22 protein-coding genes are annotated in these 22,055 nt (G+C 44.1%); 10 read left to right on the forward strand and 12 right to left on the reverse strand.

Annotation, left to right across the window (positions count from 1 at the left end):
- Positions 1-18: 18 nt before the first annotated feature.
- Positions 19-984 (reverse strand): methylenetetrahydrofolate reductase, encoded by a 966-nt coding sequence (locus tag Nant_RS03535; protein WP_054340253.1) that lies wholly within the window; start codon positions 982-984, stop codon positions 19-21.
- A 171-nt stretch (positions 985-1,155) separates the two neighbouring features.
- On the opposite strand from Nant_RS03535, the gene Nant_RS03540 reads away from it, so the two are divergent.
- Positions 1,156-1,731, forward strand: coding sequence for a DUF1285 domain-containing protein (locus Nant_RS03540; RefSeq protein WP_054340254.1), 576 nt, complete (start codon positions 1,156-1,158; stop codon positions 1,729-1,731).
- Positions 1,732-1,798: 67 nt separating this feature from the next.
- Here Nant_RS03540 and Nant_RS03545 read toward each other — a convergent pair whose 3' ends face one another.
- Genes Nant_RS03545 through Nant_RS03555 form a run of 3 tightly spaced genes read right to left on the reverse strand, consistent with a single transcriptional unit; the run spans position 1,799 to position 3,792 of the window.
- Positions 1,799-2,272, reverse strand: a complete 474-nt coding sequence (locus tag Nant_RS03545) for a YaiI/YqxD family protein (RefSeq protein ID WP_054340255.1) — start codon at positions 2,270-2,272, stop codon at positions 1,799-1,801.
- Positions 2,273-2,326: 54 nt separating this feature from the next.
- Positions 2,327-2,944 carry a glutathione S-transferase N-terminal domain-containing protein gene (locus Nant_RS03550; RefSeq protein WP_054340256.1) on the reverse strand — a complete coding sequence of 206 codons (618 nt, stop codon included), beginning with the start codon at positions 2,942-2,944 and terminating at the stop codon, positions 2,327-2,329.
- Positions 2,941-3,792, reverse strand: a complete 852-nt coding sequence (locus Nant_RS03555) for a hypothetical protein (protein WP_054340257.1) — start codon at positions 3,790-3,792, stop codon at positions 2,941-2,943. The genes Nant_RS03550 and Nant_RS03555 overlap by 4 nt, the downstream gene beginning before the upstream one ends.
- A 196-nt stretch (positions 3,793-3,988) precedes the next feature.
- Between Nant_RS03555 and Nant_RS03560 the strand changes: the two genes are divergently transcribed.
- The 3 genes from Nant_RS03560 to Nant_RS03570 all read left to right on the forward strand — a co-directional run bounded on the left by Nant_RS03560 (position 3,989) and on the right by Nant_RS03570 (position 7,714).
- The gene (locus tag Nant_RS03560; protein ID WP_054340258.1) at positions 3,989-4,594 is read left to right on the forward strand and encodes a DUF924 family protein; all 606 of its coding nucleotides are present in this window, start codon (positions 3,989-3,991) and stop codon (positions 4,592-4,594) included.
- A 154-nt stretch (positions 4,595-4,748) separates the two neighbouring features.
- On the forward strand, positions 4,749-5,453 hold the full coding sequence (locus Nant_RS03565; RefSeq protein ID WP_054340259.1) for a GGDEF domain-containing protein: 705 nt from the start codon (positions 4,749-4,751) through the stop codon (positions 5,451-5,453).
- A 5-nt stretch (positions 5,454-5,458) separates the two neighbouring features.
- On the forward strand, positions 5,459-7,714 hold the full coding sequence (locus Nant_RS03570) for a tRNA(Met) cytidine acetyltransferase TmcA (protein WP_143773541.1): 2,256 nt from the start codon (positions 5,459-5,461) through the stop codon (positions 7,712-7,714).
- 17 nt (positions 7,715-7,731) lie between these two features.
- On the opposite strand, the gene Nant_RS03575 is transcribed toward Nant_RS03570, so the two are convergent.
- Positions 7,732-9,135 carry a methyltransferase gene (locus Nant_RS03575; protein WP_143773542.1) on the reverse strand — a complete coding sequence of 468 codons (1,404 nt, stop codon included), beginning with the start codon at positions 9,133-9,135 and terminating at the stop codon, positions 7,732-7,734.
- A 71-nt stretch (positions 9,136-9,206) separates the two neighbouring features.
- Between Nant_RS03575 and Nant_RS03580 the strand changes: the two genes are divergently transcribed.
- On the forward strand, positions 9,207-9,482 hold the full coding sequence (locus Nant_RS03580) for a DUF3820 family protein (RefSeq protein ID WP_054340262.1): 276 nt from the start codon (positions 9,207-9,209) through the stop codon (positions 9,480-9,482).
- On the forward strand, positions 9,479-9,952 hold the full coding sequence (gene ybaK, locus Nant_RS03585; RefSeq protein ID WP_054340263.1) for a Cys-tRNA(Pro) deacylase: 474 nt from the start codon (positions 9,479-9,481) through the stop codon (positions 9,950-9,952). The genes Nant_RS03580 and ybaK overlap by 4 nt, the downstream gene beginning before the upstream one ends.
- A 2-nt stretch (positions 9,953-9,954) precedes the next feature.
- Here ybaK and Nant_RS03590 read toward each other — a convergent pair whose 3' ends face one another.
- The 5 genes from Nant_RS03590 to Nant_RS03610 form a co-directional block, all read right to left on the reverse strand.
- Positions 9,955-11,337, reverse strand: coding sequence for a sigma 54-interacting transcriptional regulator (locus Nant_RS03590; protein WP_054340264.1), 1,383 nt, complete (start codon positions 11,335-11,337; stop codon positions 9,955-9,957).
- A gap of 3 nt (positions 11,338-11,340) precedes the next feature.
- Positions 11,341-11,844, reverse strand: a complete 504-nt coding sequence (locus tag Nant_RS03595; RefSeq protein WP_143773543.1) for a hypothetical protein — start codon at positions 11,842-11,844, stop codon at positions 11,341-11,343.
- A gap of 46 nt (positions 11,845-11,890) precedes the next feature.
- A complete protein-coding gene (locus tag Nant_RS03600; protein WP_054340266.1) occupies positions 11,891-13,282 on the reverse strand; it encodes a sensor histidine kinase in 1,392 nt (463 codons plus the stop codon).
- Between the two features lie 125 nt (positions 13,283-13,407).
- Positions 13,408-13,728 (reverse strand): EF-hand domain-containing protein, encoded by a 321-nt coding sequence (locus Nant_RS20945; protein WP_082400057.1) that lies wholly within the window; start codon positions 13,726-13,728, stop codon positions 13,408-13,410.
- Positions 13,729-13,980: 252 nt separating this feature from the next.
- Positions 13,981-14,574 carry a TetR/AcrR family transcriptional regulator gene (locus Nant_RS03610; protein WP_054340268.1) on the reverse strand — a complete coding sequence of 198 codons (594 nt, stop codon included), beginning with the start codon at positions 14,572-14,574 and terminating at the stop codon, positions 13,981-13,983.
- 233 nt (positions 14,575-14,807) lie between these two features.
- Here Nant_RS03610 and Nant_RS03615 point away from each other — a divergent pair, with 233 nt between their 5' ends.
- Positions 14,808-15,626 carry a hypothetical protein gene (locus Nant_RS03615; RefSeq protein ID WP_054340269.1) on the forward strand — a complete coding sequence of 273 codons (819 nt, stop codon included), beginning with the start codon at positions 14,808-14,810 and terminating at the stop codon, positions 15,624-15,626.
- Positions 15,627-15,633: 7 nt separating this feature from the next.
- Here the strand turns inward: Nant_RS03615 and Nant_RS03620 are convergent, their stop codons facing one another.
- Both Nant_RS03620 and olsF read right to left on the reverse strand, forming a co-directional pair.
- Positions 15,634-16,113 carry a J domain-containing protein gene (locus Nant_RS03620; RefSeq protein ID WP_054340270.1) on the reverse strand — a complete coding sequence of 160 codons (480 nt, stop codon included), beginning with the start codon at positions 16,111-16,113 and terminating at the stop codon, positions 15,634-15,636.
- 160 nt (positions 16,114-16,273) lie between these two features.
- On the reverse strand, positions 16,274-18,046 hold the full coding sequence (gene olsF / locus Nant_RS03625) for a bifunctional ornithine lipid synthase OlsF (protein WP_054340271.1): 1,773 nt from the start codon (positions 18,044-18,046) through the stop codon (positions 16,274-16,276).
- 208 nt (positions 18,047-18,254) lie between these two features.
- On the opposite strand from olsF, the gene dinB reads away from it, so the two are divergent.
- The 3 genes from dinB to Nant_RS03640 all read left to right on the forward strand — a co-directional run bounded on the left by dinB (position 18,255) and on the right by Nant_RS03640 (position 21,981).
- Positions 18,255-19,475 carry a DNA polymerase IV gene (gene dinB / locus Nant_RS03630; RefSeq protein ID WP_076496034.1) on the forward strand — a complete coding sequence of 407 codons (1,221 nt, stop codon included), beginning with the start codon at positions 18,255-18,257 and terminating at the stop codon, positions 19,473-19,475.
- A gap of 99 nt (positions 19,476-19,574) precedes the next feature.
- Entirely contained in the window at positions 19,575-20,123 is a 549-nt protein-coding gene (locus tag Nant_RS03635; RefSeq protein ID WP_054340272.1) for a nucleoside deaminase, read from the forward strand.
- A 298-nt stretch (positions 20,124-20,421) separates the two neighbouring features.
- Complete coding sequence (locus tag Nant_RS03640; RefSeq protein ID WP_054340273.1) at positions 20,422-21,981, forward strand: SulP family inorganic anion transporter; 1,560 nt, start codon at positions 20,422-20,424, stop codon at positions 21,979-21,981.
- Positions 21,982-22,055: the final 74 nt, after the last annotated feature.

Consider the following 22,055-nt stretch of genomic DNA (forward strand, 5'->3'; position numbering starts at 1 on the left):
TAAGTCTAGCAGCGCATATTAGCTGATGGTTTGAATTGACTGTTCTGCCAGCTTCAAATCCAGTGTGGCTTTCAGTAATTTGAACAAACGAATGGCCGCATCAATTTCGTCTTTACGGTTGGTCAGACTCTCAATATTCAAGCCTAAAGGAATACCGAGAGGCAGACAGGCTTCAATGATTTGCTCTAAGTTGCCACGACAGATACGAATAGACTCAGCTAATGGGCTATGTGCGTCAAGGATACGGTAACGCGTTGCTTCAGGAACGGATATACCGAGCCATTCCATAAAGTCTAATGTTTTAGAACTTCCGCAGGGTGTAAAGGTGAGAATGACGCGTTGTGGTGTAATACCCTGTACTTTGCATTCACGCGCATAACGACTCAGCATATCAATGGTTGCTTGAGCATTGTAAACCGCCTGCGATACAAAGAAAGAACAGCCTTGCGTACTTTTCTTCAGCAACCGTTGGTGCTCATCCCCTTTTTTAGCATGCCTCTCAGCGATAGTGACACCGCCAAGATTATAATCGTGTTGATGTTCAGCTAAGGCTCGATAAGCATCATTTAACGATAAACGTACATCACCTTCCGATGATGGGCTGCCTACCATCACAATATCGCGAATGCCATATTGGCTCCAGGCTTCTTCAAGCCACTGTTCAAAAGCCGGTCGGTCTTTTTGTGACACGCTTTTATAGGTAATGACAGGATGGTGTGATTTTTCACGAATCAGGCGTGAATAATCACGAGGGTCGTGTGTCTGCATGAAGGGAAAAGGACGAGGTTTATCAATTCGACTGCTTTCATCCTGAATGTCGTACACAATCACACCATCAAAATCGATAGAGGAAAGACGCCCCAGCAACTTATCAGCGATTTCACTGACCTGCTCCGCAGAAGTGTTTTCTCTGGGCGGCGTGGTACCTATAAAGTACACACCGCGCTGCGGATCGGAGAAGCGGTCTTTCAGTGATGATTTCATAAGTGCCTAATGTCTTGGGGTCATTAATATCGTGCTATTCTAACAGTGAATATGATTCATATGATTAGATGTAAAGATGAAATTTTTTCGATACAAGTTGAGATAATTTAATGAAGGATAGAAAGTCATGATAACTATCTTGAAAAACACCGATACGAGGAAGAGCAAATAATGAAAGTAGATAAGCCCACTTTTGACTTTGCAGAGATTAGCCGGCAGATAGATAAAGCGGAGGGAAAAGACAAGCCCGCGGTGGATAAATGGAATCCCGAATTTTGTGGTGATATTGATATGCATATATTGCGGGATGGAACCTGGATGTATAACGGTACCCCGATTGGGCGTCCTGCTATGGTAAACATGTTTGCAACCGTCTTATGGAAAGAAGATGACAAATATTTCCTGAAAACACCGGTTGAAAAGGTAGGTATCAAGGTCGATGATGTGCCTTTTCATTTTATTCATGTTGAGTCAATTGAGGATGGCGCAGGGCCGTCACTGTGCTTTATCAGCCTGACAGGTGACCGTGTTATTGCCAGCGCAGAAAACCCAATCCGTGTCGTTACTGATGTGGTCAGCGGAGAGCCTTCTCCTTATCTGACTGTCCGGTTTGGTATGGAAGGCCTTATCAATCGTTCAGTGTTTTATGAATTAGTTGAAAAGGCCAATGAGGTGCTAATTGAGGGTGTGCCACATCTGGTTATCCAAAGTGCGGGTGAGCAATTTGTGCTAGGTCGCGTCGATTGATTCAGGTTGTGGGTGTGCTTTTGCCAGTCACTTCTTGGTTATCCAAAGTGCGGGTGAGCAATTTGTGCTAGGCCGCGCCGATTGATTCAGGTTGTGGGTGTGCTTTTGCCAGTAAACTATCCAGTTGATTGGCAAAATTTCTGCGGTCTTGTTCACTGAATGTTTTAGGGCCGCCAGTTTGTACACCGCTGCTCCTTAGCGTGTCCATAAAATCCCGCATAGAAAGAAGCTGGCGAATATTTTCCTTAGTATAAAGCTCTCCGCGAGGGTTTAACGCCATGGCTCGTTTTGCTACCACCTCGGCGGCTAGTGGAATATCTGCCGTGATGACAAGATCATCAGCTGTGAGTTTTTGGACAATATAATTGTCAGCAACATCAAATCCTGCGGGCACTTGCACTGCCTTAATTAGCGAGGTGGGCGGGGTAGCAATCAGTTGGTTAGCGACCAGCGTCATTGAGGTATTAGTGCGCTCGGCGGCTCTGAAAAGAATCTCTTTAATGACACGGGGGCATGCGTCTGCGTCGACCCAAATATGCATTTTATTTCCTGATTAATCAGTTCTAATGGTTAAATGTGAGTCTTGGTGTCACGCTTATACAGGAATTGCCATTCCTTTTTGTACAGCGGCGAGTGCTTCCATCCTGACCATCCAGTTTTTCACATGGGGGAAGTCCACTGGATCAATGTTTTGCCATTCACAGCGTGCGGCCCAAGGGTAAATAGCAAAATCAGCGATACTTAGTTCGTCTACTATATATTCTCTATCGGCTAAACGCTTATCCAGCACGCCCCATAATCGTAGCGCTTCGCTGTTGTAGCGTTGAACAGCATAAGGGATTTTTTCCGGCGCAAAGCGATTAAAATGATGAGCCTGTCCCAGAAAAGGTCCAAAACCACCCATTTGCCACATAAGCCATTCCATCATTTGATATCTTTTTATTGGTTCAGCAGGTATAAATTTCCCGGCTTTTTCCGCTAAATAAAGCAGGATGGCGCCTGACTCAAAAACAGATATAGGCTGATTATCAGGTCCGTTTGAATCAACAATCGCGGGGATTTTATTATTCGGACTGATATTCAAGAAGTCGGGCGTAAACTGTTCATCTTTTAAGATGTTTATCGGATGTACGGCGTACTCAAAACCAGTAGCTTCAAGCATAATTGATATTTTTCTTCCATTCGGCGTTGCCCAGGTATAAAGATCAATCATTCTGTTTGTCCTTGTTGTGCGAAGTTGCGGTAAACATCTAGTAATTCTTCCTCTGTGAACGTAACAATAATGAGTTGTTGGCCGGGTTTTATCAGATTGGGATTTTGTCCTAATAAGCCTTCCTGAAAATTATAGATATGTGTTGTTTCCACTTTGTTATGTAATAGCTTGCCTAAAAAAGAACTTTTGCTATTGACCAGTGTTTCATCTGCGAAATGCGGAATGGTCGCTTTAACGAGGGTCTTCTTCGTGGATATTGTTATACCTTTAGCAAAGGTATCTGTTAAGCCGCTTTGTAAAATGCCCCATATGCCTTGCGCGTCATTCTGATTAACCGCATGAATATAAAAGATGCGTTTACCCTGAGTGTCAGACTGGTCTAGTAATTCTTTCAATCGGATCTGAGTACCTATGGACGGCCTTCCTATATTCTTAATCTGTTGTAGCGAGGTATTGTTTTCTGATGGTTGATTACTGTGAGGCGTAAAGGAGGGTGGAGTGACACTAAATGTTTGCACCGAGGTGTCGTTCTCTACATCATTAGTTTGCAGAATAGATACACGTGCATCTGAGGTAGCGGGCAGCCGAATGAGTTGGTCACCTGTTACAAAATGATGCGCTGTTGATGCATCGATAGCTATCTCTGAAGGGGCTATCATTTTTTCGATTTTGGAGATGGCCTGCGCCCGCTCTTTGTCGTTCAGGGTCGTCAGATTAGGTGTTTTTGGTTGGAGAGATGTTTTGTCGGTGGTCTTGTTATTAACATCGTTTACGCCTGTGGGTGGTAAAAATAAATAACCTGTTATGACAATAACGATAATCAGTAAAACCAATAGTGACCGATACATGTACTCAACTCCTTATGAATCCTGAACGCGCATTAATATACGACTCTAATTCAGTTTCAATATTGAATAAAGAGTGGAAATGAGGAATAGTTATTTTACCCATGTTTGTGAGACGAATCCTTAGGTGTGACACCATTAATATTGGTCGGAAGGAGCGTGTCAGGGTCTTAAGCGTTTTTAAGGTGGGGGATTTGTCATGAGAATAGAAATTGATGAAATTTTACAGTTTTGGTTTGGTAGCTTAAAGAACGGTTTTCCCGTGACTGACCGGCGTCATCTCTGGTGGCAAGGTGGCACTGAAATAGACCGTGAAATTGATAAACTGTTTGGTTGTAAAGTACACGCCGCACTACGTGGAGATTTGACGGCGTGGAAACAAACCCCTCGTGGTCGGCTAGCGCTGGTCATTCTGCTTGATCAATTCACACGGCATATATTTCGCGGTATGACAGAGGCGTTTAGTGGCGATGAAATGGCACGAAGTATTGTTATGGAAAGCATTGAACAGGGGCATGATGATGCGCTTGAGTTTGCTGAACGTCTTTTTTTCTACATGCCTCTGGAGCACAGTGAATCGTTGGCGGCTCAGGATTTATGTATTAGCCACCTTGAAAACATGTTGTGTGAGGTGTCGATGAAAGATCGACATATCATCGACGCTGCCATTGATTTTGCGACACAGCACCGAGATATGATCGTAGGCTTCGGTCGCTTTCCACACCGTAACCAAGTGCTGGGGCGAGAGTCAACAGAAGAAGAACTTGCCTTTTTGAATCAATCACATAATCGTTGGGGGCAGTAATTATCTGAATGCCCCGAGCGCTTTATGTCGATATGTGTAACAAGGTGTAATAAGCGCGAAAAAATGCCTTATAAGTATGTAATGTGTAATCAATAAAGCCTTGAAGAATCTGGGTTATACTTTAACAATAATTTCTAAAAAGAAGCCTCATTACATGAAGTCTCAAAAAGCGATAAGAAATCTGCTCATACTGGCAGCTGGGGTAATGATTGCTCTGTTATGTTCAGTACTGCTGTTACTGCAAATGGCGTGGGTATCCTCGATTCTGTTCTGGGTTCTATTGATGACTTTGTCTGCATCGGCAGGGTTGGTTTATTTCCTGGTAGCGTTTACTCAGTCATTTAAACAACTGGAAATGCGTCTTGATATAATCAATACCGGTAAAGATAGCGTCACTGGGCTGCCTGATCCGCATAAATTTGAGGCAAGAGTGGATGTAGAATGTCGGCGCTGCGTCAGGGAATTCATGCCATTGACGCTTATGTATGTTGGCTTTGATACTGAACAATTAGAAGATTCGGTTGCTATTGATGTGGCAGAAAATTTAATGCATGAGGTGTATCGTCCGGGAGATATGGTAGCAAAAGTCGATAGCACTACTTTTGGCTTTATTTTGCCTTCTACCAATGAACTGGTGCGTCAGTTAGCTGACCGCTGTCTGGATCACATCCGGTTACTTGAAATCAATCATACGGTTAGTATAGGCATCTGTACGTTTCAGCCGACCTCAGAACTTAACGTTACGGTTGCAATGAAACATGTTGATGCACTGTTAAAGCAAGCTAAAACAGAAGGGGGTAATCGGGTTGTCGCGGATGCTCAGGAAACGCTTAATCCGCCTGTTACTTATTCTTATTGATAGGCATGTCAGCTTTAGTGTCAGATGATTTTGGTATGCTTGTTGATCGTCTGAGGCAGTTGGCCCAGCAAGAAAATATTAGATTTCCCTGTTGGCTTACTGGCTCAGCAGAGTGGACTGCCGCTAAAGTTCAGCAGTATATAGAAGCTGATAACACGCTTACCTATTCTATTATTTCATCGCGTATGTGGCCCGGACTGCTCACCTGTTCTACTCACCAAGCGCATCGTTTGCTCGGCCAGGAAATGAGCATGATCGTCTATGATGGCTTTAGTGGCATCAACCCTGATGCATTAGGCCAGATATCCGGTTTGATTAAAGGCGGCGGTCTCTTCGTGTTGCTAACGCCCCCGCCTGAATCCAGCGCTTTTTATAATGACCCTGAGAAACAGCGATTACGGGTTGAACCCTATGAAGCCACGGATGTTGGTAATAATTTTCTTAATCATCTTAAATATCGTTTTGCAGAAGATCAGGTATTGGTGCGTTTTGATCAACAGCAAGGATTAATGTCGGTACTGCCTGAGCTGGCATCAGCAGCAGGATCAGAGCGAGAATCATACTCACATTCACACTCAGTAATAGCGCCAGAATCGGTCGAAAGGCGTTCAATTGACATGGCGTTAGCGGATCAAAACACGCTGACTAACAACATTATCAGACAGTTTAAAATACCTGGGGCGCAATGTTGTGTGCTCACCGCTGCGCGAGGCCGGGGTAAATCCGCAGCGTTAGGGATCATTGCCCGGCAGTTGCTGAGCGAAGGTGAAAACGTTGTCGTTACGGCTCCGCGTTCTGATGCGCTAGAGAGTTTATTTCGACACGCCGCAGGTGAGCCCGGGTTTCAGCGATCGCGTTATCAAGTAGTAGGCCCGCAGTCCATGCTGACTTTTCATTTACCAGTGGACGTCTGCCGAGCAAATGTCGATGCAGATATTTTATTAGTAGATGAGGCGGCCGGAATTCCGGTAAATCTTCTTTCCAAATATCTGCATTATTACTCCAGGATTATTTTCGCGACAACCACGCAGGGGTATGAAGGCACAGGGCAGGGGTTTACTTTGAGGTTTGTATCTGAGTTGAAAAAACAGGGTTCTGCGCTGCATTGTTACACACTGGAAAAGCCTATTCGGTGGTCAGATCAGGACCCTTTGGAAGCGTTCTTTAATCGCGTACTGTTGTTGGATGCCGCCTCAGATCAGCCTGATAGGGAGGCGGTTGAGTCCCTAGACGAGAAGACGTTTTCTGTTGGCTTGCCTTGCGTTGAATACCGACTCGTTTCCCCTGAATGGCTGGTCGCGCATCCCGATAAACTAAGAGCATTGTTTGGTCTGATGATTGAAGCTCATTATCGGACCACGCCAGGTGATCTGCGTATTATGCTGGACAGTCCCAATCTTAAAATTTGGATTGCGGAATTGGCGGGCTGCATTGTAGGCGCATGTCTGGTAGCACAAGAAGGCGGGCTTGATGATGAATTGGTCAAGCATATCTGGGAAGGGCGGCGGCGTCCCCGGGGGCATTTGATTCCTCAGTTGCTGATTGCTCAGGAGGGATATATTGAAGCCGCCTCCCTTACCGCGTTACGCATAGTGCGCATTGCTGTGAGTGATCAGCATCGTCGTCAAGGGATAGCGCTTGGTCTATTGCAGGCGATCGAAAAATGGAGTGAATCGCAGACCATTGATTTAATGGGTGCATCGTTTGCAGTAACGCCTGCGCTGCTTGATTTTTGGCAAACGGCTGGGTATCAGGTAATCAGAATAGGGTCGCAACTTGACCCTGTAAGTGGCTCTTATGCAGTATTGGTACTGAAAGGCTTATCGGTAATCGCTAAGTATGAGTTATGTTTATGGCAAGCTGAGTTTCAAAAACGCCTGATCTATTTACAGGGTGAATGGCTGAAGGATCTTGATTCTGAGGTTCTTCAGCGGGTACAGCTGCATGTGCCAGAACATCAAGCGCGATCTGAAATAGACGACTGGCGTGATTTAGCAGGATTTGCTTTTCATTTTCGTGCTTATGAAAGCAGTGCGTGTATTTTTTCTCGCTTGGCTATTACATACCGTTCTTTGTGGGATCAGCCCTCAGCTGATTTTCATATTAAATATTTGATTGAGGCGCGGGTTATCCAGCAGAAAAATGAGAGTGAAGTTCTGGACAAATGTCACCTGCCTGGCAGTAAAGCTTTGGTTCACTCATTGCGTTTAGCCGCCGCTTACTTCTATGAGCAAGCGCAGCGGGCAGATGTTCTTATTTAATGCTTTGCACATTTATCTCATGCCTTTTGAAGAATCACTATTTCACCGACAACCGGCAGATTTTTTTCCAGACGCAGCTGACATGCTGATGAGTGAAGCATGACGAAACCACAATCGCGTGCCAGAGATTGGATAAAGCCATGGCTATGTTGATAACGCCCCGAGGATGATAATTGCCATTGTGAATCGCAGGACTCTATGCTGAAAGCAAATAATCCATCTTGTTTCAGCGCTTGATATGTTTTTTTAAATAGCGCAGTTAAATCTCCGATATAAATCAGCACATCAGTTGCCGTGATTAAGTTTGCGCCATCTGTCGAATTAAGGTTTTCGAGTAAATCCCCATGAATAAGACGCTGGTAGCGCTGGGTTTTAGCGGTTTCTTTGAGCATTTGGCTAGATAGGTCAATGCCTGTCAGTGATGTGATTTTTACATGGGGCGGCAGTGCTTTACCCAGCAAGCCGGTGCCACAGCCCAGATCTATAATAGTCATTGGCGTGGTTGGCATAAATGGGAGTAACTTATCGACCAATTGTGCCGGGAGTTGATAGTGCAGTTGACTGACTAAGCGCTGTTCGAACTGCGTCGCACAACTATCGTACAGCGATTCAATATACTCACGTGGCGCTTGCGCCGAGGCTATGCCTTGTAACGCATTGAGCTGATGCATAATGACCGGATGCTCGGGTAAAACCTGTTGTGCTATTAAATAAAGAGAACGAGCAAGGTCCGCGTAATTTTGCTCCACGGCATAATCACCCAGTGCGATGAGTGAGTCTTCAGAAATATTCGCAAAGGCAGGGGTGGACGCAGAGGCCGGTATAAAGTGTTGCTCTACTTTTTTCAGTTGCTGATTAAGACCACATAATAGCGCCCATTCATTCAGCCAGTCTTGATCAGTTGCATCGGGGTGTTGTTCTAACAGTGTGAGTGCGTGTCCCTCGTCATCCAGATGCCTCATGGCAATGGCCAGGCTTATATAGGCATCGGGTATCTCATTTGATGATAAAGAAAGCGCTGTCAGTAAGTCATGTTTCATGTCAGACCAGCGAGACAGCTGTTCATAGATGTTAGCTCGGTTGCAATAAAACAGAGGTTGTTGCTGTTTCAGCTCGATAGCCTTATCAATGCTTGATAGGGCTTCTATTAAGCGTTGCTGGTAGGTAAGCGCTAGTGATAGATTATTGAGCGCTTGAGCTTTGTCATGTACGGTTTTGGCAGCGAGATTGGCTGTGCTTAAATGCTTTTCTGCTAAAGAATAATCCTGCGTGTTCAGGGCCATGACGCCGGCTAACAAATTTGCCTGATAATGGAGAGGCGTTAGCGACATGATCTTTTTGCAGATTAATTTTGCCTGTCCAATTTTACCTTGGTTCAGTAAAGTGATTGCTTTACTGATAAATTGCTCGGTATGCTTCATAGCTGTATTTGGATCATAAATATGGGCTGCAATTTTGTACGCTAACCTGATGAAAGGCAACGGCACATTTCATGACATCTCTACAGCCTCAGCAGCTTAAAAAGCTGGCTACGATGAAAATGCCTTTTGGAAAATATGCAGGCAGGGTTCTGGTTGACCTTCCCGAGCCTTATGTTTGTTGGTTTGAGCGTAAAGGCTTCCCTAAAGGCGAGCTGGGCGCACTGCTTCAGACACTGTATGAGATTAAAGTGAACGGCCTTGAATACCTGCTACAGCCCTTAAGGGAGGGTTCATATGTACCTAAATATGCATCTCATTCTCATATTAACTACGAGAAAAAACGATGACGCCGGCTGTTAATGCGGCTAAGCGCGCGAAGTTGGCATATACCTTACATGAATATGCACATAATCCAGACAGCGCCTCATACGGTGAAGAGGCCGCGGCACTATTGGGACAGGATCCAATTAGAGTATTCAAAACTCTGTTAGTCGCTATTGAAGGAGATCAGAAAAAATTAGCGGTAGCCATTGTCCCTGTAATCGGACAGCTGAACCTTAAAGCGATGGCAAGCGCACTTAACGTTAAAAAAGTAATAATGGCAGAAGCGCATGCTGCAGAGCGAAGTACGGGATATATCGTCGGAGGCATCAGCCCCTTAGGGCAGAAGAAAAAATTGCCGACCGTGATTGATGTAACGGCTAAGGAGTTTTCGACTATCTTCTTCAGTGCTGGCCGCCGCGGATTAGAACTGGAAATGTCAGCGGGTGATCTGGCCACACTGACATTGGCTTGCTTTGTGGAAATAGGCCGTTAATATTAGTTCGCCTTGCGCTGCATAATATTTACGCTGTGAGAAATTTCTGCTGCGGAGGGTTTGAATGCAGCGGCTTCAATTGAATGCCGGTTCAGTAATTTATAAAAATCTGTTCGATTTCTTTGAGCAATACGTGAAGCATGCGTTACATTGCCTTCAGTTACCTGCATTAGCTTAATTAAATAGCGCTTTTCAAAATTAGCGCGCGCTTCATTAAAGGACGGAATAATTAAGTCCTGATTGGATAGCGCGTTAGCGACTAAGCCTTCTGAAATAACAGGACTTGCACTCAGTGCTACCACTTTCTCCATCACATTCTGCAATTGGCGTACGTTACCAGGCCATGCCGCCTGGGCGAGCAGATGTAATGCTCCCGGAGAGATGTTGCGTACTTTACGATTGTGTTGTTTTGTCGCTTTAGCCAGGAAATGCCTGGCGAGTACGGGTATGTCTTCTGGACGGTCACGTAATGGCGGAAGTTCAATGTTGACGACGTTTAATCGATAATAGAGATCTTCACGAAAATTTTCACTCTGCATTGCCTGATCCAAATTGCGATGAGTCGCTGAAATAATGCGCACGTTAATGGCAATGTTTTCAACGGACCCTACCGGACGAATCACTCTTTCCTGTAATACTCTTAGAAGCTTAACCTGCAGAGGTTGTGGCATATCACCAATTTCATCTAAAAACAGAGTGCCTCCATCGGCGGCCTGGAAAAGGCCTATATGATTAGAAATAGCACCGGTAAACGATCCTTTTGCATGTCCGAAAAGTTCTGATTCGAGTAATTGTTCGGGTAATGCTCCGCAGTTTATAGCAATAAACGGATGCTTTGAACGTGGGCTTGCCTGATGAATAGAGAGTGCCATTAGTTCTTTACCACTGCCGCTAGGGCCGGTAATTAAAACACTGACATCTGATTCTGCAACACGATGTGCCTGATCCAGTAATTGTAGCATTACAGGACTTTTCGTTATTATTTCATCGCGCCAGTGGGTATCTCTGCGACGTTCAGCAGAGACCAGTGCGGCTCTGACAGTATCCAGTAATTGGATTTTATCAATGGGTTTGGTTAAAAAGCCAAAAACACCTTGTTGTGTGGCAGAAACAGCCTCTGGAATTGAGCCGTGGGCGGTAATGATAATAACGGGCAGAGCCGGCCAACTTTGCTGGATATGCTTAAACAGGGTCAGCCCGTTCATTTGGTCCATACAAAGATCAGTTAATACCAAGTCTACACGCTCTGTGGGCAGCACACGCAAAGCCTCTTCGGCACTTATTGCGGTCAACACTTCATACCCTGAAGCCTCCAGGCGCATGGATAGTAATGAGAGTATGCCATCATCATCGTCAACCAGAAGAATTCGGGAATGTAGAGTCATGGCTTAGTGTTCCTCTCTTTGGCGAGTAATGGCTGGTTCAATTTGCGTGAGGGCATTAATTTGCTGCTGCTGTTTTTCTATCGTTTGTTCGGCTGAATTTAATTGGGATGAAATCGTTTTTAGCTCCTCTATTATACTTAAGTGTGCCTGAGTTTGCCTGAACCTTAAATAAAGATAACGATCAGCAGTGCATACTTTCTTGGGTAATAGGGGGAGTTGCTTGAACAGAAGCAGTGATTTTTCAAGTGATACTTTATTATTGCCCGTGCTGCTGAGTAAATTAGCTAGTCGTGCGGAAGAACCGCTAATATCGATTAGCATTTTTTTTTGTTGTGTTGCATCAGACATAATGTATAGATGTTCATCTTCCAAAAATTGGCTCAATGCATTGTCCGATACGAAACAATTAGGATTAAATGGTACGGCCAGTTTATCTCGTATAGGGAATTGCTGACAGCCGCTTAAAAAAATCAGTGGAGCGATAAATAGAATAGTAATCAGTCTCATACCAGATAACCGATTCATAAAGATAACTTACATAAAGATAACGTATTCATAGTTGTTCCAGTGGTAGTGTCAGGCGAAAAACGATTTTATCAGCTTTATTCGTTATCAGTACAAGTTTACCATGCATAGCCTTGCTGGCTTCCATTGCAATACTTAAACCGATGCCTGTACCTTTTAAGGGGCCACTGCGTCTTTTTTTACCTTGATAAAAAGGCTCAAAAATTCGTCCTGCATCATCAGGGAGAATAGCTGAACCACTATTTTCTACATCAATCACTAAGCAGTTTTTGATAACTCGGGTAGCAATAATGACATGCCCATCTCGCTCAGTATAGTAAATGGCATTGGAAATCAGGTTGCTCAAAATCCGATGTAACATATTAGGATCAAGCTGAACGACGAAAGATTCATCTGGTAGTGACAGGTGTATCGATTTTTCTGAAATTAATAGCTGTAGCGGTGTGATCGTTTCTGCTATGGCTTTTTGAATGTCGACGCGCTGTAACTGTATGGTATTAGGTTGTTGAAGTCGGTTGTAATCCAGTAACTGCTCAATAAGTTGTTGTAAGCTAATACTACTGCTTTGCATGAGAGACACTACGCGCTTTTGTTGTGTATTTAGCGGGCCAGGGACTTCTTCTGCTAACAGGTCTGCCCCTTCACGCAGCGTGGTTAATGGTGTTTTTAATTCATGAGAAATGTGCTGAATAAACTCGTCTTTGAGTTGCTCCAGTTGATGCAAATGTTTATTTAACCAGAGTACCTGATTATTGAGCTGAACGATCTCCATTGGACCATGGATAGGTTCTTCGGGTACTTTTTCCCTACGCCCAATGGCTTTAATACGGCTAATAAGTTCAGCGATTGGACGGGTAATCAGAGATGAAAAAAACAGCATTAATATCAATGTGGTTAACACTAATAAACCTGTTTGCCACCAGAGGGCTTGCCGTGTTTCGCGGGCCTGCTCTTGTAGGTTTGTCAGCTCCAGAGCGACTTGCTGGTGGCTTTGTTCTGCTAAATCTCGAGTGAGTTGAGGGAGCGAATTAATAATCTCATTAAAGGGGTCTGTCTGTACTTCACTAAAAAGTCGCTGAAAACGTTGCTGGTACTGACTTTTTTCAGTCAGGAACATTTGAATGGATAATTGATTATTGAAGCTCTCAATTTGCTCATTGAGTCTTTCTATGAGGGGGGGCGATTTTAAAATTTTATATTGAGTAGCTGAACGCACGATATCTTCAGCTAAGCGTTCAAGTACGTTGTTTTGCTGGCTCAATTCAAGTGCTGTTTGAGTTTGCTGGTAGCTTTGTTGAAGTTGACGCTCTAAAACGTTACTGGTTTTGTACAGCATATAACCGATCGGGGTAATAATCAGGAGAAAGGCAATAAATACCAGTTGTTTTAATGACATTGCCTGCCAGGCTTTTCGCGTCATAATACCTGATTCTCTTTGATTACGATTAGTGGATATTCCTTATTTTTATCGATGGGTTTTAGGATAAGGATGACCAGATATAGATTATCGCATCCATATCCGATCAAAATCCTTTTTTTATCATATTAAATACACTGGAGTGATGCGAAGGTCATTAATACCTTAAATTGATTGGCATTCATTCTTTTAGGCTCTCTCAGCTCCTTTATGCTTAAGAAGCCATTCTTATTCAGATCCATTTGGATAAACTTATCTGATATTTCAGTATCACTCATGGCTTCCATGTAATTCAGGCGCCCATCAGAGTTTTGATCTAAATCCTGCATGATAGTTTCCGCATCCCAGTGGCTACGAGAGCTGGTGTTTGGTGATGGCGTTTTTTCTACTTGTGCAGAAGCAGGTATTGCTATTGAGATGGATATTAATAAGGTGATGACTAAGCGCATGCTGATCTCCGGCTAGCAGGAAAATGTAATGCTGCTTAATCAATATTTGTGCCGCTTTTTTAAAAACTTAATATTATCAATGAATTGCGAGCATTATATTGCTCAAATAAATTAAAGATAGAGGTTTAATTTATAAAAATGTCTCTTTTTAGAGTCTAATGTTTTTTATATGTGTAAATCTGTTGTAAAACAATGAGTTAGGTTGTCTCTGTTAAGCGACGTCAATAATGTTATTACGCCTCAATAAATTATTTAGCGCTTAACGACAGGAAGTGCTGAAAGTAAGTAGCTGGTAATACCTGAATAGATAGTAATATCTGGGCGGGTGGTACTCATTACCCGCAATCCCCAAATACCCGTCATGAGCATTTTTGCCAGGCTGTCACAGTCTGCATCTGCTTCTATTTCACCCTGCAAGCGAGCCTGCTCTAATCGAAGATAAAAATAATGTTCAATGCTGCTGAGGTATTCGGTTACTTTTGTGCGAATTTCATCGTCTTCAGTGGCCATCTCAAGTAGGGTGTTTACCATCAGGCACCCCTTACCGATCGTATCGCATTCTATGTCCTGGCATAATTGCGAGAAAAAGTGAGTGATGGATTCAACGGCAGAATCGGATTGTTCCATGCATTCGCTGATGCGTGTTAAGCTGCGATTCGCATAATTATCGATAACCTCAAGAAAGAGACTGCGCTTGCTATTGAAGGCGCCGTACAACGATCCCGGTTTAAGGTTAGTCGCACGGACAAGATCAGTGATGGAAGTAGCGGTATATCCTGTACGCCAGAAAACTTCCATAGCTTTATTAAGTACATCGCTTCGATCAAATTCTGCTAGCCTTGCCATCCTTATGCTTCCCTTCGTGATTTGTGGATATACGCCACATTTTTATTCTTACTGTCTAGTTATGGTACATAGAAAAGGTTACGTCAACTATGCAACTAATAAATAAATATATGCTGCTTTGTATAGTTTTTTCTCTTTTCTTAACGGGTTGTGTTAACTCCCTAAGGATCTGGCCTGATACTGCTGAAGAGGCGTTTGTCAGGGGTATTGTTAGCAGAGACGCCGGAAGGTATGTGATAACCCCTTGTTTTAGCCTGGAAAGACGTCGCTTACAGGATACGAATGGGCAGTTAGGTAAGCTATATTACGAACAATCGCCAGATTTTGAATTGCCGGTTTATATGGAAATGAAAGCGGCACAGGGGACTGATCTTGTATGGCATGTGAGTGATGTTACCGTTGCGGGTGGTGGTATGGATGCATGTCAGATCAATCTTGCTAATATCCGCTTTCGCGCCCAGGGGAGTGACCCCCGATGGATGGCAGATGTTTTATCTGACATTATTCGAGTGCAATCGTTTGAGCATTTACGGACATTAAATTTTTCTATTGAGAGACAGGAAAGCGCTCAAAGTGTTTGGAGAGGGACGTTAAAAAATGTGGGGGACCAATCACATATTTTTAGATTAGCTATTCGTGACCAGCCCTGTAGAGACGCTAACAACATCTGGTATCGTTGGACATCCGAGTTGTCATTGGATGGCAATATTTTTCACGGTTGTGCTCGAGAAGGCAATCTAACTAACCGCGCATTATTAGGGCGTTATAGTAATGAACTGAATGATAATGAAGTTTTTGCTGTTCTGGATTTACGTCAGAATAATAGTGCAAAAATGCTGCTGGATTATCGAAACGGGCAGCCACTCATAGTGATGAGTGGGCGCTGGGAATGGAGTGACAATAATAAGTTGGCGCTCTATTTCACGGATCAGGATGGCCGTGAACAAGAATCTATCTTGTTATTAAGGCGTACACGTTCTGGAAGTTTTATACAGGAGGGGTTTTCCGCTGAGTTTGGCCGTACGGGCTTTGAGCTTAAACGTTCTGAATAACAGTTTGTTAAGATGACTTTTTCAAGAGGCACTCTCTTGCTTCATTAACCTGAGCAGCCAAAAAGCTATTACCTCCATGATCGGGGTGTAATTTTTGCATCAGTTGACGGTGTGCCTGAATAATATCCTCCTTAGTACATCCGTCCTCTAACCCGAGGACTTTTAGTGCATCCTGGCGTGTTAACTGATGATGTTTCTGGGAACCCGGTTGTTGATTGCCGCCGACTTGGTTACCGAACATTCTGCGTACAAATGCAGCCACTTTAAATCCAGCGCTGTATTTTTTGTAAAGAAGAATAGCGCCAGCCAGTAATGCCCCTATCCAGGGAAGACGGCCAGTGACTGTCAGAATAACGATGATGGCCACTAACAAAAGAATCAACAGTTTAAAGAGAGCGAACCCTCGCCGATGTGCAGGTATGGCTCTTATCCATAGCATACCTGCCAATAGTAGGGTACCCAGAATGATAATAACAACAGGACTCATAGCAAACTCAACGATTAGAACGTCAATACAGAATATAGCGACTTCCCGTTTTAGGGAAGTGCTAACCGTTTATACTGACTTCTCTTCTAAAGCCTGCTGTTCTAAAATCAGCTATTCCATAATCTATAGCTATAAAATCGATTGATCCAAGGCGCTTACTTTAGGCTGTTCTGTCTAAGATCTGATGCTCTGAGGCCTTTTTCTTCAAGGTCGCGGGTTGTTCTTTAATTCCCACATAGCGCTGATATTTTTTCTCTTTAACAAACTCCATATCTACCATGACCAGCCCATCAACGCAGTAATTAAAATCGGCATCTACGCCAAAATCCATAAAACACACACCACCTGTGGTGCAAAGCTCGCTGTACTGTTTGTAAAGTGTAGGAACGCAGACCCCCAGATAATCCAGCTGCTCTTTTAATATTCTAAAGTCCGACAGGTAGTCGTTTCCGGAGAACAAAAGACCTAGATTATCAGCATCATCGAGAGAAAGGGTGTAAGACAAATTGGCTTTTGCCAGCTGCTTTTCATCACCAAAATAGTGTGTGTAAAACCACACCAGCATATCTTTAGCAGGTTTTGGGTAACTATTGCTCAGGCTAACAGGGCCAAACATATATCTGACCTCAGGATGCTTTTTCAAGTAAGCACCAATACCGTACCAGAGGTAGTCAAGGCTGCGTCTTCCCCAGTAACGCGGTTGAACAAAACTCCTTCCCAGCTCTATACCCTGCTCGAAATACGGTTGCATCGCTTCACTGTATTGGAACAATGTCTGGCTGTAGAGCGGGCTTCTTTCGTCGTGAATAAGCTTGTGTGCTTCTGCCAGTCGGTAAGCGCCTACTATTTCCAGGTCTTCTTCGTCCCAGAGAATAAGGTGGCGGTAATATTGATCATAACGATCCAGATCTTTCTTTTCGCCCGTGCCCTCACCTACGTGTCGGAATGAGATTTCTCGTAACCTGCCGACTTCCTGCATAACGGCGGAGTCTGGCCGGTAGTCAAACAGGTAGATTTTTTTACCATCCCCGGTTTCCCCTAATAGCTCGGCTTCTTTCAGTTCTTGTTTCAGCACACGTCTGTCTTGAGGGTGGGCGATAGTTTTTTCCGTGATAAAGAGCGGGCTTTTTCGTTTGGCGATGCGATATAGGTGTTTACGCAGTAATTTAGTCTTTTCTGCTCTTGAGACAGGCAATGCATCGATATGGCTATAAGGAATGGCTTGGCCAATGTGTATCGGAATGGTCATCGATTTTTTATTAAACATCTCCCGCGCCAATAAAAGAGCCGATAAGGATTTGTTGATATATGACATACCGTAAAATAAAGATGAGTTTTTACCACCGAGATAAACCGGCAAAATTGGCGCATTAGCTTTACGCGCGAAGCGTAAAAATCCGCTGTTCCATTTTCCATCTTTAATGCCAGTCATACCGGCACGTGAAACTTCACCCGCAGGAAAGACGATGACGGCCTCTTCATCTTGTAGTGAGGTTGTTATGCGTTCAATGTCTTGTTTGCGAGTGCTTTTACCCAGATTATCAACAGGTAAAAACAGAGAATTTAATTGTGCAACGTTGCTCAGTACATCATTGGCAATAATTCGGACATCGCGGCGTACTTCGCCAACCAACTTTAAAAGCGCTAATCCATCCAGTGCACCCAGCGGGTGATTAGCCACGATGACAACACGGCCAGACGAAGGAATGTTCATCCGATCATTATGGCTGAGGCTATAACTGAAGTTGAAGTAGTCCAGTACTTTGTCTACAAACTCGAAACCTGTCGCTCCGTGGTTCTCTACTAAAAATTCATTGATCTCATTTTCATGCACCAATCGCCGCAAACAAAAGATAGCGGAGCGACGAAAGGGCGCAGGTTTATCTGAAAAAGCGGGGTACTTGTGGGTTAACACCTGTTCAACATTAATCACGTGGTGATCCTGTAATGCAACTTAGATGGGAATAAAGAATATGGCAGTGATGTGGCAATCAGTTGACGAGAAAGTGACAAAAAGATGACAGCCTGGCTATTCGGGATAACGTTACTGTCAGAAAAAGTATTAATCTAAGTAAGTATTAGGTCAGATGAATATTTGTATATACACTGTGATTACATACAGTTTTTCTGGTTTCTTACGTATGAAAAAAATTATCCATTGTGACTGTGACTGTTTCTTTGCAGCGGTTGAAATGAGGGATAAACCTGAATATAAAAATATTCCATTAGCTATTGGCGGTCGTGCCGATCGTCGTGGTGTTATTGCGACCTGTAACTATCCTGCGCGGCAGTTTGGTGTGCGTTCTGCGATGGCTACCGCCCATGCATTAAAACTTTGCCCGTCATTAACCGTAATACCAGGTGAGATGGAGAAGTATCGCAATGTGTCTGCCCAAATTATGCAGATTTACCGTGAAGTGACCGAGTGCATCGAACCGTTGTCGTTGGATGAGGCCTATCTGGATGTGTCCGGCAGCAATTTGTACAAAGGCAGTGCAACCCGTATAGCTCAAATGCTACGATCCAGGGTATTACAAGAGACGGGTATTACTATTTCCGCAGGTGTTGCGCCCAATAAATTTTTAGCAAAAGTGGCAAGTGACTGGAATAAACCTGATGGACTCTGTGTTATTACGCCAGATCAGGTAGAGAGTTTTGTTGAAAATCTACCGGTAAGAAAACTACATGGTGTGGGCAGTAAAACAGCTGAAAAATTACAATCGATGGGGGTGGATACCTGTGGTGATTTAAAGACGCTGGCACTCAGTCAATTAACGGAAAATTTTGGCCGTTTTGGTCAGCGCTTATATGAGTTAAGTCGAGGTGTTGATGATCGTGATGTCGTTACACATCGGGTGCGGAAATCGATTAGTGTAGAGCATACGTTTGCCGCTGACCTTTTATCACTTGATGAGTGTTTATCTCATATTCCTGAGCTTTATCGGGAGCTGCAGCAGCGATTTAGTCGTTATCAAGATGAACGTTCAATTCAGGGCTTGTTTGTTAAGCTTAAATTTAGTGACTTTACACAAACAACGATCGAACATCGTACGATGGATCATAATGTATTGTTCTTCTCTGATTTAATGACGCGGGGGTATAAACGCGGTAATAAACCGGTGAGATTGTTAGGTTTAGGTTTTAGGTTGAAGGATCTCCCGTTAACTGAGCCGCTTTTACAAGGTCCTTTCTTACCCGGTCCGTTGTTGCAAGGTGCTATGTTACAAAACGGTATGTTACAAAGCGGTATGTTGCAAAGCGCTATGTTAAAAGCCCCTCGGTTAAAAGGTTTCCCATTAAAAAACACCTTTTACAAAAATAAGGAATCAGAAGGGTTTCAGCAACTATCATTTTGGTATTAACTTCTAATTATTGATTTTATTATTGCCTTAGTAGAATCGCAGGCTTAAGTATGTGCTACACGCACTTAAATTGAGTCTCCAGGGTTTATCAGGAGATATATGGAGTTAAGCGAGCTGGTTCAGCGTGTTAATGATTACCCGGTTAATGCTGACTTTCGGGATGATGCAATAGGGCTTCGTTGTTGTGAGCTTGCTCTTGATGCACTTACCTCTGGCAATTACGGCGTTGGTGCGGTTTTGATGGATGGGGCGGGTAATATCCTGATAGAGGAAAAAAATCAGGTTTTTGAAGAAAAGTTTTGCTCTGCAGGCCATGCTGAAATGCGTGTGATTGATCAGTATGAAGAGATATTTCGGTCTCAGTATCCAGCGTATCAGCTTAAATTAGTCGTTTCACTAGAACCTTGTCCCATGTGCCTTTCTCGTTTAATACTGAGTGGCATTGGTGTTGTTAAATATATGGCATCTGATTCTGCTGGTGGTATGGTGCATAACATAAAGGGAATGCCGCCTGCATGGCAGAATCTGGCATTTACGCAATCTTTTTATCATGCTCATATTAGTTCGCAGTTACGTCAGCTAGCCCAGGATTTGTCGCAGCATAATATTGACCAGTTAAGGACTCGTCTGCTGAATCAGCGTATCTGATGTTGAAAATGAAACCTGACAATAATGTATCCGGTTATTTTTTTGTCATAAGTTTTTTAGAGGTTCGTCGCCATCGTATGGTGTGCTAATAGGAGTCTTTCCTGACACTGGTCAGCATATCTGTTAAAATTGGTCACTTTTTTAAGTGCTTTCTCAGCATGAGCCCTCTGCTCATGCTGGACCGGTGCTTTTGCTCAGTGCTTTCTTCCGGGCTTTTTCTGTCAGGTATTGTCTCTCGGACAATATCTCTCGGGTATCGTCATGTGGAGTTTGGCAGAAACTAAAATCGGGGCCATGAATGTTTCAACTGCTCGTTTCTAAATCTCAAAGTATGAAAAATGATGTGCTATCGGGTCTGACGGTGTCGCTTGCGTTAGTACCAGAAGCGGTTGCATTCGCTTTTGTTGCGGGTGTTGAGCCGTTGGTGGGACTCTATGCCGCTTTTATGGTGGGTTTAATAACGGCCGCTATTGGTGGCCGTCCGGGTATGATTTCCGGTGCAACGGGTGCATTAGCCGTCGTTATGGTGAGCTTGGTGGCGCAGCACGGTGTTGAGTATCTGTTTGCTACCGTGGTGTTGATGGGCATATTTCAGGTGTTGGCGGGTGTGTTCCGCCTCGGTAAATTTATCCGCTTGGTACCGCATCCCGTGATGTTAGGCTTCGTCAATGGTTTGGCTATTGTTATATTTTTGGCACAGATGAAGCAATTTCAATTCTCGGATGAGAGTGGCCAGCTGCAATGGCTACAAGGGAATGAGATGGGCATGATGCTGGGGCTAGTTGCCCTGACGATGGCGATAATCCATTTTTTGCCGAAATTTACACGCGCTATACCGTCGCCTTTAGCGGCGATTCTGGTGGTGACTGTGTTGGTTATCTCGTTGAACCTGGATACGCGTACGGTTCAGGATGCGCTGATTAACCTGACGGGTGATGCACAAGCAACGATTGCCGGTGGTTTGCCTGCTTTCAGTATTCCGAGTGTCCCTTTCACATTAGAAACATTTTATATCATTCTTCCTTATGCCATTATTCTGGCCGCCATTGGCCTGATTGAATCGTTATTAACGCTCACCTTGATTGATGAAGTAACCGAAACACGTGGTCGGGGTAACAAAGAGTGCATGGGGCAGGGCGTTGCTAATGTCGTGACCGGTTTCTTTGGTGGGATGGGTGGTTGCGCCATGATTGGCCAGAGTATGATTAATATTAATGCGGGTGGGCGTGGGCGCGCATCCGGTATCTCAGCGGCCTTGTTTCTGTTGACCTTTATTTTGGTGGGTTCAAGCCTGATCGAAATTATTCCTGTGGCGGCGTTGGTGGGTGTGATGTTTATCGTCGTTATTGCCACGTTTGAGTGGGCCAGTTTACGGTTGTGGGGTAAGGTGCCTAAAGCTGACTTGCTGGTCGTGCTAACGGTCACCGTCGTCACTGTGATGACTGATTTAGCGATTGCCGTGGTGGTGGGTGTGATTATGTCTGCACTGATGTTCGCCTGGAAGCACGCTAAGCATGTTGAGTTCGAAACCTGGTCTGAAGACGAAGGCAAAACCAAGGTTTACCTTTCTCATGGTCCGTTGTTCTTCGCATCGGCACAGAGTTTCCGGGATAACTTTACGCCAAAAAGTGATCCTGATGACGTGATCATCGATTTTAAGGGTTCTCGTGTGATGGATCATTCGGGCATTGAAGCTATTGATGCGGTCGCTGAGCGCTACCTTGCTGCCGGTAAATCGTTACATCTGCGTCACTTGAATCAGGAGTGTATCGACTTACTGGAAAAAGCGGGCAGCCTGGTCGAAGTCAATCTGATAGAAGATCCGCACTATAAAATCGCAGATGATCGACTGGCTTAATAGCGAGCCGATCTCTTCTTACCAAAACGCTTGTTAAGCCCTTTTAACAAGCGTTTAACAAGCGTCTAATCAGT

The sequence above is a fragment of the Neptunomonas antarctica genome, assembly GCF_001305295.1.
Classification (GTDB): Bacteria; Pseudomonadota; Gammaproteobacteria; order Pseudomonadales; family Balneatricaceae; genus Neptunomonas; species Neptunomonas antarctica.

Excerpts from the sequence above, each read along its gene's own strand:
- Nant_RS03535 (WP_054340253.1), bottom strand. The coding sequence starts at position 984 with ATGAAATCATCACTGAAAGACCGCTTCTCCGATCCGCAGCGCGGTGTG.
- Nant_RS03540 (WP_054340254.1), top strand. The coding sequence starts at position 1,156 with ATGAAAGTAGATAAGCCCACTTTTGACTTTGCAGAGATTAGCCGGCAG.
- Nant_RS03545 (WP_054340255.1), bottom strand. The coding sequence starts at position 2,272 with ATGCATATTTGGGTCGACGCAGACGCATGCCCCCGTGTCATTAAAGAG.
- Nant_RS03550 (WP_054340256.1), bottom strand. The coding sequence starts at position 2,944 with ATGATTGATCTTTATACCTGGGCAACGCCGAATGGAAGAAAAATATCA.
- Nant_RS03555 (WP_054340257.1), bottom strand. The coding sequence starts at position 3,792 with ATGTATCGGTCACTATTGGTTTTACTGATTATCGTTATTGTCATAACA.
- Nant_RS03560 (WP_054340258.1), top strand. The coding sequence starts at position 3,989 with ATGAGAATAGAAATTGATGAAATTTTACAGTTTTGGTTTGGTAGCTTA.
- Nant_RS03565 (WP_054340259.1), top strand. The coding sequence starts at position 4,749 with ATGAAGTCTCAAAAAGCGATAAGAAATCTGCTCATACTGGCAGCTGGG.
- Nant_RS03570 (WP_143773541.1), top strand. The coding sequence starts at position 5,459 with ATGTCAGCTTTAGTGTCAGATGATTTTGGTATGCTTGTTGATCGTCTG.
- Nant_RS03575 (WP_143773542.1), bottom strand. The coding sequence starts at position 9,135 with ATGAAGCATACCGAGCAATTTATCAGTAAAGCAATCACTTTACTGAAC.
- Nant_RS03580 (WP_054340262.1), top strand. The coding sequence starts at position 9,207 with ATGACATCTCTACAGCCTCAGCAGCTTAAAAAGCTGGCTACGATGAAA.
- ybaK (WP_054340263.1), top strand. The coding sequence starts at position 9,479 with ATGACGCCGGCTGTTAATGCGGCTAAGCGCGCGAAGTTGGCATATACC.
- Nant_RS03590 (WP_054340264.1), bottom strand. The coding sequence starts at position 11,337 with ATGACTCTACATTCCCGAATTCTTCTGGTTGACGATGATGATGGCATA.
- Nant_RS03595 (WP_143773543.1), bottom strand. The coding sequence starts at position 11,844 with ATGAGACTGATTACTATTCTATTTATCGCTCCACTGATTTTTTTAAGC.
- Nant_RS03600 (WP_054340266.1), bottom strand. The coding sequence starts at position 13,282 with ATGACGCGAAAAGCCTGGCAGGCAATGTCATTAAAACAACTGGTATTT.
- Nant_RS20945 (WP_082400057.1), bottom strand. The coding sequence starts at position 13,728 with ATGCGCTTAGTCATCACCTTATTAATATCCATCTCAATAGCAATACCT.
- Nant_RS03610 (WP_054340268.1), bottom strand. The coding sequence starts at position 14,574 with ATGGCAAGGCTAGCAGAATTTGATCGAAGCGATGTACTTAATAAAGCT.
- Nant_RS03620 (WP_054340270.1), bottom strand. The coding sequence starts at position 16,113 with ATGAGTCCTGTTGTTATTATCATTCTGGGTACCCTACTATTGGCAGGT.
- dinB (WP_076496034.1), top strand. The coding sequence starts at position 18,255 with ATGAAAAAAATTATCCATTGTGACTGTGACTGTTTCTTTGCAGCGGTT.
- Nant_RS03635 (WP_054340272.1), top strand. The coding sequence starts at position 19,575 with ATGGAGTTAAGCGAGCTGGTTCAGCGTGTTAATGATTACCCGGTTAAT.
- Nant_RS03640 (WP_054340273.1), top strand. The coding sequence starts at position 20,422 with ATGTTTCAACTGCTCGTTTCTAAATCTCAAAGTATGAAAAATGATGTG.